The sequence below is a fragment of the Armatimonas sp. genome, from assembly GCF_043757465.1.
Taxonomy (GTDB): Bacteria; Armatimonadota; Armatimonadia; order Armatimonadales; family Armatimonadaceae; genus Armatimonas.
Genome location: NZ_JAYVPL010000028.1, coordinates 1 through 11,431, shown reverse-complemented (window position 1 = coordinate 11,431; position 11,431 = coordinate 1). Strand labels below are relative to the sequence as shown.

Genomic DNA, 11,431 nt, shown 5'->3' with positions numbered 1-11,431 from the left:
GTGATGGTCATATGAAATTCCTGCACAGCATGATAACCTCAGACTTAGCGAAGCAAGGAAATCTCATGCAGACCGTCAATATTCACGAAGCCAAGACCCATCTCTCCCGCCTGCTGGAAGCCGTCGAGCGTGGCGAGGAAGTAAAGCGGTTGATGCGTTTCCCTCTGGCATAACACAACGCTCCGCGAACCAGCTTGAGCCCGGCAGCCGCGTGCTGATAGAAGTCTCCCCCTACAACCCATCCCTAGGGCGTATTCTGAAACGCCTCCGCTAGAGTGATCATCCTCCTGGCGGGACGCCGCCCAGCCGAATCACAATCCTCAGAAAGATAGAGTTCACCGCTGATTGCATACTCTCTGATTCGCGAAAGAGCCGGGGAAATCCTGTGTGTTAGGGAGTGAGGCGGCGATCCCACATGGACCACTGCACTAGGTTACCCTGCATCTTGAATGTCTGGGTATAGCGCATCCACTTTGCATGCCCATCCCCAAAGACACAGATAAAGCCGCCGGAGTGGTAGACTTTATCGTTATTCGCGGTGCGTTGCGCGGTGGGGAGGTAGCGGAAGAGGGCATCGGGACTGACGATCTGGACGCTCAGACCAGCCTGTACCGAGGGCTGGTAAGCTCCCCCGACAAAGTCGCCCGTGCCATGGTAGTGCACCCCACCCGAGTGGCAAAGTCCGCGCCCCTCGTAGCGCTCGGTCAAGATAATCGTACTGGCAGGCTTATCTATTGCCGCCTGAGGACACCCCCAGTTCGGAGCCATCGTCCCCCCCGGCGCTTCCCCTCCACCCCCTGCAAGATTGGCAATGGTGTTCATGCTGCGCCGTGTGTTGTCGTAGCGCACCCCCCCAACAATAGTGGCAACATTATCCGGGCACCAGGCGGGCACGATGACATTTTTTGATCCTCCTGTCTGATCGGACGGGCAACCGTAAACACCAATGTTCTTGACATAGGGGAACGTCGTAATGCTCCAAGGATCACGACGGTTGGTTGCATCGTTGCCATCCGCAATGCGTGAGGGGGGGAACTGCTCATCATAGTCTTGAGAGTACATCATGATACCAAGAGCAATCTGTTTATTGTTTGAGAGACAGCTTGTCTGGCGGGCTTTCTCACGGGCTTGGGCAAAAACGGGAAAGAGAATGGCAGCAAGAATCGCAATGATCGCAATGACCACAAGAAGCTCAATCAGGGTAAATCCTCGACGAGAAGTGTCCGATTTCATTATCAAAACCTCCTGGCAGTCTATATGTAAACATGGCAGCACTGCCAGATAGATTGTAGATCAATAGAGATGATGTGTCAAGTCGGGGGGACGCCTCCCAGGCGCATCACAACCGCGAGGATAATTGTCACCGTAATTGCGGCGAGCAGCGTTGTCCAGAAGACGCACTCGGCGGCGAGCTCCACATCGCCTTTTTGCTCGATGGCTAGAAAGATGGAGTTCACCGCCGTCGGGCCTGCGGAGGCGACGATGAGCTGTGCGCCGGGCCACGGCCAGAGCCCCAGCTTCCAGACAACCAAACCAGCGACAGCGGGCAGGCAGAGGAGTTTGAAAAATGCCACGGGGAGGATCATGCGCCAGCGCGGCATGCGCCACTGGGTCGCGAGCTGCACCCCAAGCGTCACTAAAGCCAGCGGCACCAGACCATCGGCGACAAGATGCAGCGCGTAGTCAATCGGCTCCGGCAGGTGCAGCCCAGTTGCCCGTACCGTCAGCCCCGCCACCATAATAGACAGAATCGGGAGCTTGAGAACCTCTACGATTCCCTGCTTCCAGCCACTGCCCGTGATCGCCGCCGAGAGCCCGTAGCCGATCACCCAGAGCGAGAGATTGGCCGTCATGATCACCAGCGCCTGCACCTCGCCGCCGGGCTTGCCAAAAGCGCGCACGGCCACGGGAATCCCGAAGTTGCCCGCGTTGAAGATCACCGAGGCCAGCAACACAACCGCCAGTTTCTCCCGTGGCACACGTTTCCAGACCAGAAAGCCGTAGAGCGGCAGCGCCAGCAGCGCCTGGATGAGCAGAATCGTGCCCGCGATCCCCGCGATCTGCCCCAGAGTGAGCTTGGAGTCGGCGATATGCACAAAAAGAAACGCGGGAATGAAGAGATAGAGCTGGAGATTTGAGAGGCTCTGCATCTCAATCGGGTGCCGTTTCTGGAGCAAGGCTCCCAGCGCCACAAGTAGCAAAATCGGTGCGAGCACTTTCCCAAAGAGAAACCCAAACTCAACCAGTAGCTCACCCAACATGGCATCCATTGTATCGCGTGGCGAAAACAGGCAAACGTGTGTATACTGCAAACAAACTTTTACCAGAAAGGAAGTGAAACTATGCTATCAACAAAACAACAAGAAATTCTGGAGGTCATTCGTCAAGCACTCATGCGCGATGGGCAGGCTCCCACGGTGCGCGAGATCGGAAAGTTAACGGGCCTGCGCTCCTCGTGCTCCGTCCAGAAGCACTTGAACTCGCTACAGGAAAAGGGCTACATCAAGCGCGACCCGTACAAGTACCGCTCGGTGGAGCTGCTCATGGACGGTGCACCGATGACGAGGCGACGCACCGTCACGGTTCCGTTGCTGGGCCGTGTGGCGGCGGGCGCCCCGATCTTCGCGACGGAGAATATCGAGGAGAGCTACCCTCTGCCCGAGGCGTTCGTCCCCCGCGATGCCGACTGCTTCATGCTCAAGGTAAAAGGCGACTCGATGATGGATGCTGGAATCTTCGATGGCGACTTTGTCGTGGTGCGCAAGCAAGAGACCGCCAACGCCGGAGAGATTGTCGTGGCACTCATTGACGACGAAGCGACCGTGAAGACGTTCTACCCGGCGGGTGACAATGGGATTCGCCTCCAGCCAGAGAATCGCTACATGAAGCCCATCATCACTAAGAACGCCAGTATCATGGGCCGCGTCGTGCTCACCATGCGCCAGTACAGCTAGATTTTCGCCCCGGTTTATCGGGGCGAAACAACGCAGGGGCGACTTTCAATACCCGTAGGTGCGGGTGTGGGCTTCCTCTAGCCAGGTCGCGAGGAGCTGAATGCTCGCTTCGATATCCGTAATCGCCGAGGACTCATTGACCGTGTGGACATAGCGACAGGGAGTTGAGAGGGTAAAGCTGGGAATGCCCCCGCGCACGCGCTGCATTCCCCCCGCATCGGTGCCGCCCCGGTTCAGAATCTCAAGCTGGTAGGGAATACTGTGCGCCTCAGCGACATCACGGAAGTGGCGCACGAGCTTCGGGTGGCACAGCAGCGACGAGTCCATGATCTTAATGGCGGTCCCCTTGCCCAGTGCCGTCACCTGCTCGGCCACATCGCCGCCGGGAATGTCCATTGCGAGTGTCTCATCCAGCGCAATCGCAATATCCGGCTCAATCGCGTAGGCTGCCGGGGTTGCGCCGCGCAGGCCCACTTCCTCCTGCACCGTTGCCACGGCGTAGATCTCGCACTGGTGGGAGCTCATGGCACGGATCGCCTCGATCATAATAAAGACCGAGAGGCGGTTATCCAGAGTCTTGGACATGACATTGTGGCCGATCCGCTCACAGGTGCGTGCCAGAGTTACCGGGTCACCGATCTCCACTTTCTTCTTTACTTCGTCGGCGGAAAGCCCTAAGTCCACAAACAATCCCTCCAGCTTGGGTGGCTTGCTCAGCTCCTCCGCGCTGGCCGTATGGATCGGCTTGCTGGAGGGCATCAGCGCCCCGAGCAGCGACTCCCCAGTAAATCCATGCACCCAGACCCGCTGCGCCACTAGATTACGCGGATCGAAGCCCCCGACCGGCTGTAGGCGGATAAAGCCCTTGTCGTCAATGTGCTTGACCATGAACCCGATCTCGTCCATGTGCGCCGCGATCAACACTTTGGGGCCGCCGGTGCCTTTCTTGTGCCCGATCACATTGCCCATCACGTCCACGGAGATAGAGTCCACCAGCGGTGCCAATGCCTCGATCACAACCTCGCGAATCGGCTCCTCGCGGGAAGGAATCCCTGGCGTCTCACAAAGTGTCTTGAGTAAATCAAAATTAAACATGGTGCGTATTGTACCTAAGCCACCCCAAAAACGGCGGGTACAATACTTTTGATGAACGTTCTTCTGGCGGGTCCGCGCGGCTTCTGTGCGGGGGTGGATCGGGCGATTGAGATTGTGGAGATCGCGCTGGAGGTCTACGGGGCGCCGCTCTATGTCCGGCACGAGATCATCCACAACGAGCATGTCGTGGCACGACTCCGCGAGCGCGGCGTGGTCTTCACGGACTTTCTCAGCGACGTGCCACCAGGGAGCAATTTGATCTTCTCGGCACATGGGGTCTCGCCTGCGGTGCGGGAAGAGGCAATTGCACGGCAGCTTAATGTGATTGATGGCACCTGCCCACTCGTCACCAAGATTCACTTAGAAGTGCATAAATTTCTCAAGCGCGGCTATGGGATCTTCTTTATTGGGCACCAGGGCCATGTCGAGACAGAGGGGACGATGGGCGAGGCTCCGGGGAAGCTAATTCTTGTCTGTGAGGAGCACGAGGTGGCTGATTTAACGGAGCCGCCCGATGAAAAGCTGATTTACTTGACCCAGACCACCCTCTCCATTGACGAAACGCGCGGCATTGTGGACGCGCTCAAGGCGCGCTTCCCGAGGATGGAGAACCCGCCGTCATCGGATATTTGCTACGCCACACAGAACCGTCAGGACGCCGTGAAAGTGCTCGCCACAAAAGCCGATACAATTTTAGTGATCGGCTCCCAGACATCGAGTAACTCCCGCAGTCTACGGCAGGTGGCGCAGGCGCACGGCGCACGCGCATTTCTCATTGACGATGCGAGCTTTTTGACAGACGCCATGCTAGAGGGCGCACAGACCGTCGGCGTGACCTCGGGCGCATCGGCTCCCGAGGACATTGTGCAAGGCGTAATCCAGGCACTACAAGGCCGTGGCGCGACAAGTGTCGAGGAGTTTCGCGTACTTGAAGAGGATATGGTGTTCAAGCTCCCGCCGGGGCTGGTGGAACTTTTGCCCCCTAACCCCCGCCGGGCGGGGGGACAATAAGGAATATTTCCGCATATCCCCCCCGTCGTACGGGGGATGGGGGGCTCGGGTATAATCCCCCCATGAAACACACACATTTAGACGCTGAGCGCGAGCGGAGGATGGCCTGGTTTCGCGAGGCGCGCTTTGGAATGTTTATTCACTGGGGCCTCTACGCCATGCCGGGCGGGGTCTGGAAGGGCCGCGAGGTGAACGGGATCGGGGAGTGGATTCAGACCAATGCCCAGATCACCCCCACCGACTACGAGCCGCTCCAGCAGCAGTTCAACCCCGTGAAGTTCAGCGCGAAAGAGTGGGTTGCCACCGCCAAAGATGCCGGGATGCGCTACATGGTCATCACCAGCAAGCACCACGACGGCTTCTGTTTGTGGGACTCTAAACTCACGGACTGGGACGTGATGGGCACGCCGTTTAAGCGCGATATTCTCAAAGAGCTGGCGGCGGAGTGCCGGAAACAGAAAATCAAGCTCTGCTTCTACCACTCCATCATGGACTGGCACCACCCCGACTATCTGCCACGTCGTGGCTGGGACAAGCGCCCTGTCGCCGAGGCCAACTTCAATCGCTACATCGAGTACATGAAGGGCCAGCTTAAAGAACTCCTCACCGGCTACGGCCCGATCGGGATCGCCTGGTTCGACGGCGAGTGGGAAGGCACCTGGACACACGATAAAGGCGTGGATCTCTACAAGTTCGTCCGCTCTCTTCAGCCCAACATCATTGTCAATAACCGTGTGGACAAGGGCCGTCAGGGCATGGCGGGAATGACCAAGGGCGATTTCGCGGGCGACTATGGCACGCCCGAACAAGAGATTCCCGCCAATGGCTTTGGCGAGGGCGTCGACTGGGAGTCCTGCATGACCCTCAACGACACCTGGGGCTTTAAGAGCAAGGACACCCACTGGAAGTCCACGGAGACGCTCCTCAGGAATCTCATTGACTGCGCCAGCAAAGGCGGCAACTATTTACTGAATGTTGGGCCCACTCCGGAGGGGACATTCCCGCAGCCGATTGTTGAGCGCCTGGCAATGATGGGCAAGTGGCTCAAAGCGCATGGCGAGGCGATCTACGGGACGCAGGCCAGCCCGTTTTCCAAGCCGCTGCCCTGGGGCCGTGTGACGCGCAAGGAAAATAAACTCTATCTGCATGTCTTCAACACCAGCCAGCCGGCCATACTGCTTCCTGGCCTAAAAACAAAAATAAAGTCCGCGCGGACACTGGCGGGCTACCCCAAGCCGCCTGTGGGTGTCCGCATCGAGCCCAACGGAAACCGTGCCGCCTCGTTTCCATTAGGAAAAGAGCGCATCAGTGTTCCCGTAAGTGCCAGCCCGGAAGGCATCACCCTCACGCTCCCGGAGTCGCTAAAAAACCAGCTTCTTCCCGTAATCGTGCTGGAACTCGACGGCCCACCCACCGTGGAGTTGCAACTATTTGCCGAGTTTGGCTGTTCTTGGTTGTACGATGCTTGAACTGAAGAACCTGACCAAGCGCTACGGCGAACGAGTGGCTGTGGATCGGCTCTCGCTGAACGTGAAGCGTGGGGAGCGCTTTGGTCTGCTCGGCCCTAACGGTGCGGGCAAGACCACGACTATCTCGATGCTGGTGGGTGCTCTTAAGCCCGACAGTGGCGAGATACTCTTTAATGGCGAGCCGCTCTCAGGCGAGAGTGACCCGCTCAAGCGCAAGATCGGCTATGTTCCCCAGGAGCTGGCCCTCTACGACGACTTAACGGCGGTGGAGAACCTGCGCTTCTTCGGGGCGATTTACGGGCTAAGTGGCTCGCACTTGGCAGAGCAGGTGAATCAAGCGCTGGAGCTCGCGGGGCTGGCGGATCGTGCCAAGAGCCGGGTACGGACATTTTCCGGGGGGATGAAGCGCCGCTTGAACCTCGCCGCCGCGCTACTTCACGAACCAGAGCTGCTGGTGCTAGACGAGCCCACTGTCGGGGTGGACCCTCAGAGCCGTAATGCGATTTTTGAGGCACTGGAGAAGCTCGCCGCCCGGGGAATAACGCTGCTCTACACCACGCACTACATGGAGGAAGTGGAGCGCCTCTGTGAGCGGATCGCCATCATGGACCAGGGGCAGATTGTCGCCGAGGGCACTCTGGCCGAGCTCGGGGAGCTCCTGCCACGAAAAGAGAGCGGCTCCATCACCCTGGAGAGTAAGGAAGCGACCCTGGAGCTGCTTAAAGCCCACGGGCTGACCTGGCACGATGCCAGCGAGCGCGGTGGCCTGGAATCCGTCTTTCTCCACCTGACCGGAAGGAGCCTGCGCGACGAATGAACCGAGTTTTCCGTGCCCTGGTCGCCAACGACCTGCGCCTCTTTTTCTCTGACAAGCGAGCGCTTGTCGCCACGATCTTTGTTCCCATTCTCATCGCCTCATTTTTTGCCATGATCTTTGGCGGAGGCAGTGATGCAAAAAAGGCGACAATCGCCGTGCTGGTCGCGGATGCGGATCAGAGCAAAGTTTCTCGAAAAATTATAGAGGGACTGAGGATCGAGGGAAGCTTCACCCTGACGCCAGCCAGCGAAGAGGCGGCGCGTGCAGCGGTGGGAAGAGGAAAAGCCTCAGTAGCGCTCGTGATCCCCAAAGACTTTGGCAAGCAGTCCGCAAGCGCGATGTTCAATCCCTTGGCACCGCGCCCCAAGCTCACGTTTCTCTACGACCCAGCGCACAACGCGGATCTGCAGATGGCGCGTGGCCTCATGACCCAGCAGGTGATGCAGGTGGTCAGCCAGGAAGCCTTCTCTAACCCGGAAGTCAGCGGAATTGGCGATGCGCTCAAGCTGGCCGAGGCGGACACGAGCCGCGATCCCCAGGAAAAATCCGCTCTCACGGAGATGCTCCGCAGCGTCCAGAAGTGGCAAAGCCGACCGCCCAAGGCCGCAGAGAGTGCTGACTCCTCGCCCGGCATGGGCATGTCGAATCCCTGTGAGATGGAGAGCGAAGCGGTAGTCGCTAAAAAACCTAACGAACCCAAGGACGCCAGTGGGGGCAAGGCGGGGGCAACCCACGTCTTTATTGGAATGGGGGTTCAAGGGCTGCTCTTTTTCGCAATAGACTTTGCAATCGGGATGGTGCGCGATAGGCGGCTAGGGCTCTGGAAACGGCTAAGGGCCGCGCCGATCTCGCGTTTGATGCTCCTGGGAAGCCGCTGGATCTCGTCTACTCTGATCGGGCTGGTAGTGCTCTGCGCAGTGCTAGCTTTTGGAGCAATGCTCTATGGCATCCGGGTCAATGGGAGTACGGTCGGCTTTCTCTTGCTGGCCGTGGCCTCGTCGCTCATGGTTGCGGCGTTCGGGCTGCTGATCGCCGCGCTGGGTCGCACCGAGGGACAGTGCCGGGCGTTCGCAGTGCCCGCGGTACTGACCATGAGCTTTTTAGGGGGCGCGTGGATTCCGACCTTCATGATGCCCGCCTGGGTGCAACCGATCTCGCAGCTTCTCCCCACGCGCTGGGCCGTAGATGGTTTCGACCTCGTTACCTGGCGCGGGCTGGGTCTCGTGGACACGCTCCCGTCACTGGGAGTGGTGCTACTCTTCGCTTTTATCTTTGCCGGATTCGCTCTGACACGGTTTCGCTGGGAAGAGTGACTACTCCGCACGCATGAATGCGGCGGCTTCTACAGATTGACTGACTCTCTGTAGTCCCAGAGAGATTATGTTTAGGGCGGCATTGTGGTCACGGTCAAGCACCAGACCACAGTTCGGGCAGGAGTGAACCCTTTCGGAGAGTTTCTTCCTGACCCGATACCCGCAGCACCCAGAGGGTACCCGACAATCCTGACTGGTATACGCGGGTTCAACACTGACCAACCGACGAACGGCACTTTCAGCCTTTTGCGTCAGGACAGAGCGGAACATGCTCCACGATGCGTCAGAGATGCTTTTGGCAAGCACCCTGAGGGTACCCGGGTTCTTGACCATACCTTTGACATTGAGGTTTTCTACGACAATCGTGCCGTAGCGATTGACAAGACGACGGGCGAACTGGTGAACAAAGTTATGACGACGGTTGCGGATACGTTCGTGAATACGAGAAACCACCTTACGGGCTTCCCTTCGGGAAGAACTACCTCGTTTTTGCCGAGAGAGTTTCCGTTGCGCTTTTGCCAGAGCCTTTTCCTCCTTGCGGAAGAATCGGGGATTTTCGAGGGTCGAACCGTCCGAGAGCGTCGCAAATTGGGAAAGACCAACGTCAATCCCGATGCTTTCTTGCGATTCTGATAACGATTCAACCACCACCTCACACAAGAAGCAAGCGAACCATTTTTCACTACGTTTGCGGATTGTCAGTGTCTTGATTTCGCCTTCGATAGCGCGATAAAACACCACCTTGACCACACCAATTTTGAACAAAGTCAGAGCATTTTCCGTGACGCTATAGCCACCCTGCGTGAAGGTGAAAGAGTCATACTGCCCGATACCCTTCATGCGGGGATAACCAGGAGACGGGTACCCTTTGGGTGCTGCCTTAACACGCCGAAAGAAAGCCTGAAAAGCAAGGTCAACGCGCTTGACCACATCCTGCAAGGTTTGGGAGTGGATTTCTCGCAGTTCAGGGTGAGACTGTTTCCAAATGGGCAAGGCTTTCTTTTGTTCGTAATAGTTAGGGGATTGGCCCGATACTTCAAAATCATGCTTTCGCCAGTTGACCATACTATTGTAGACTTCGCGGCAGAGGGCAAGTACCCCGTCCAGCGCAGTTTCCTGCGCTGGTGTGGGATAGAGCCGATAGACGAAAGCCTTACGCAACCTTCTTGGTGTTTCTCGGGTTTGATGCCCTGTTTCACACAATTGTTTTCCTCAAGAGCATTATGCAGCATATCGCTCCAGAATGCCAAAGTGAATTCTGGAAACAGGCCAAGAACAGTCCTTGGTGTCTTGGGTCGCCTCGGAAGGCGACAGGGCTTATATCCCTACGGCTGAAGCCGAGGGGCTTACGCCCTCATCTGCTAACCGACGATGAAACGTCCGCTACGTGAGCCCATCGTGGTGGCCAGACGCAGCTCGTACTCACCTGGTGCTGCATCCGTTGGAGTGTAGAGGAAGATCGCAAAGTTTTCGTCCCGTTGCTGCACGAGCCCAATCGGGCGCCAGATATCAGGAGCGGGGTCGGGCACAACGCTGCCGTAGTTGGAGCCTTGGTAGACAATCTCCTCACCACGCCAAATCTGAAAAGCGCCTCCGGTAGTTCTGTTGCTCTCGACAAGAGGGACACGAAGTTTTTTACCGGGGGTAATCTGGGGAAAAGGAGCCATCGCGAAATATTGTACCATGCCTATCTTGTCATTAAACTAGATATTTGCTACACTGAGGGTATGCGATTCTTTCAAGATGGTTATACCGACACGCCTTTTCTGCCGGGCAATAAGTGGCGTGTCCATGACAAGTTCCGTCCTCGTCCCGCTGTCGTGACGCCTCCACCCACAGGCCCCATGGTTCCCGCGCCTGCGGATGCTAAAGTTCTCTTCGATGGCACTAACACGGATGCTTGGACCCGTCCCTGGAAGATTGAGGACGGTGCGATGGTGGTGACCAAGGGCCTAGGAAGCAACGAGACTCGTGAGAAGTTTGGAGATATGCAGCTTCACCTGGAGTTTGCCACCCCTGCCGAGGTTAAGGGAAATGGCCAGGGCCGGGGCAACTCGGGCGTGATTATCCAGGGGCGCTACGAGATCCAGGTGCTCGACTCCTATAACAACGAGACCTACGCGGATGGACAGTGTGGCTCAGTCTACGGTCAGAACCCACCGCTTGTCAACGCCAGTCGCAAGCCTGGTGAGTGGCAGACCTACGATATTCTCTTCACAGCGCCCCAGTTCACCCCCGATGGGAAACTGGAGAGCCCGGCCTTTGTCACAGTGATCCACAATGGCATTGTCGTGCAGAACCATCGGGAGATTCTCTGGCCCGTGGCGCACCGGGATGTCAATAAGTACGCCCCCCACGGCCCCGCCCCCCTCCAGCTCCAGGATCATAACAACCCCACCCGCTTCCGTAATATCTGGGTGCGACCTCTCTAACGACCAAAAATCGAGCCACGCGTCTTGCGCGAAAGCAGCTCCGCGTGGCCTGTTACCAGATAGTCGTTCAGTCGCCCGACTTCCACAAAGCCATGACGGGCATAGAGGCGCTGGGCACCGTCGTTGAAGTCGGAGACACAAAGAAAGAGATTGGCATGCCGGGCGAAGACCTGCTCCTCGACAAATCCGACCGCGAGCCCTTCCTCGAAGCCCGGAGTCTGCCAGGGCTCGGAGCTCGCCATCCATAGATAAGCGACCGAGGGGACTGTCTGCTTTAGCTGACAGGGGAATCGGCGACAGGTCTGCCGAAGGCTTCGGGGAAGCCGGATTAAACTCTTCA

General features: G+C 57.7%; 12 protein-coding genes and 1 pseudogene. 7 read left to right on the top strand and 6 right to left on the bottom strand.

Annotated elements, in window-relative coordinates; genetic code table 11:
- Positions 1–65: 65 nt before the first annotated feature.
- Positions 66–143 (top strand): annotated as a pseudogene (locus ACH2ED_RS04135) (type II toxin-antitoxin system Phd/YefM family antitoxin); the annotation flags it as partial.
- Positions 144–390: 247 nt separating this feature from the next.
- On the opposite strand, the gene ACH2ED_RS04130 reads toward ACH2ED_RS04135, so the two are convergent.
- Both ACH2ED_RS04130 and ACH2ED_RS04125 read right to left on the bottom strand, forming a co-directional pair.
- Positions 391–1,233: a DUF1559 domain-containing protein gene (locus ACH2ED_RS04130; protein ID WP_395088946.1), complete on the bottom strand. Its 843-nt coding sequence runs from the start codon at positions 1,231–1,233 to the stop codon at positions 391–393.
- 77 nt (positions 1,234–1,310) lie between these two features.
- The gene (locus ACH2ED_RS04125; protein ID WP_395088945.1) at positions 1,311–2,261 is read right to left on the bottom strand and encodes an AEC family transporter; all 951 of its coding nucleotides are present in this window, start codon (positions 2,259–2,261) and stop codon (positions 1,311–1,313) included.
- Between the two features lie 81 nt (positions 2,262–2,342).
- Between ACH2ED_RS04125 and lexA the strand changes: the two genes are divergently transcribed.
- Entirely contained in the window at positions 2,343–2,954 is a 612-nt protein-coding gene (lexA, locus tag ACH2ED_RS04120; RefSeq protein WP_309697587.1) for a transcriptional repressor LexA, read from the top strand.
- A gap of 45 nt (positions 2,955–2,999) precedes the next feature.
- Here the strand turns inward: lexA and ACH2ED_RS04115 are convergent, their stop codons facing one another.
- Entirely contained in the window at positions 3,000–4,049 is a 1,050-nt protein-coding gene (locus ACH2ED_RS04115) for a M42 family metallopeptidase (protein WP_395088944.1), read from the bottom strand.
- Positions 4,050–4,100: 51 nt separating this feature from the next.
- Between ACH2ED_RS04115 and ispH the strand changes: the two genes are divergently transcribed.
- The 4 genes from ispH (at position 4,101) to ACH2ED_RS04095 (ending at position 8,659) form a co-directional block, all read left to right on the top strand.
- The gene (ispH, locus tag ACH2ED_RS04110; RefSeq protein WP_395088943.1) at positions 4,101–5,060 is read left to right on the top strand and encodes a 4-hydroxy-3-methylbut-2-enyl diphosphate reductase; all 960 of its coding nucleotides are present in this window, start codon (positions 4,101–4,103) and stop codon (positions 5,058–5,060) included.
- A gap of 62 nt (positions 5,061–5,122) precedes the next feature.
- Positions 5,123–6,529: an alpha-L-fucosidase gene (locus tag ACH2ED_RS04105; RefSeq protein WP_395088942.1), complete on the top strand. Its 1,407-nt coding sequence runs from the start codon at positions 5,123–5,125 to the stop codon at positions 6,527–6,529.
- Complete coding sequence (locus ACH2ED_RS04100; RefSeq protein ID WP_395088941.1) at positions 6,522–7,346, top strand: ABC transporter ATP-binding protein; 825 nt, start codon at positions 6,522–6,524, stop codon at positions 7,344–7,346. Before ACH2ED_RS04105 ends, ACH2ED_RS04100 begins: the two co-directional genes overlap by 8 nt.
- Positions 7,343–8,659, top strand: coding sequence for an ABC transporter permease (locus tag ACH2ED_RS04095; RefSeq protein ID WP_395088940.1), 1,317 nt, complete (start codon positions 7,343–7,345; stop codon positions 8,657–8,659). Before ACH2ED_RS04100 ends, ACH2ED_RS04095 begins: the two co-directional genes overlap by 4 nt.
- Here ACH2ED_RS04095 and ACH2ED_RS04090 read toward each other — a convergent pair whose 3' ends face one another.
- Both ACH2ED_RS04090 and ACH2ED_RS04085 read right to left on the bottom strand, forming a co-directional pair.
- Positions 8,660–9,820 (bottom strand): RNA-guided endonuclease InsQ/TnpB family protein, encoded by a 1,161-nt coding sequence (locus tag ACH2ED_RS04090; protein ID WP_395088939.1) that lies wholly within the window; start codon positions 9,818–9,820, stop codon positions 8,660–8,662.
- Positions 9,821–10,020: 200 nt separating this feature from the next.
- Positions 10,021–10,326, bottom strand: a complete 306-nt coding sequence (locus tag ACH2ED_RS04085; protein ID WP_395088938.1) for a hypothetical protein — start codon at positions 10,324–10,326, stop codon at positions 10,021–10,023.
- A 60-nt stretch (positions 10,327–10,386) separates the two neighbouring features.
- Between ACH2ED_RS04085 and ACH2ED_RS04080 the strand changes: the two genes are divergently transcribed.
- Positions 10,387–11,091 (top strand): DUF1080 domain-containing protein, encoded by a 705-nt coding sequence (locus ACH2ED_RS04080; RefSeq protein WP_395088937.1) that lies wholly within the window; start codon positions 10,387–10,389, stop codon positions 11,089–11,091.
- Here the strand turns inward: ACH2ED_RS04080 and ACH2ED_RS04075 are convergent.
- The coding region (locus tag ACH2ED_RS04075) for a GNAT family N-acetyltransferase (RefSeq protein ID WP_395088936.1) at positions 11,088–11,431 on the bottom strand (344 nt) is incomplete at its 5' end. The two genes, ACH2ED_RS04080 and ACH2ED_RS04075, sit on opposite strands and share 4 nt — an antisense overlap.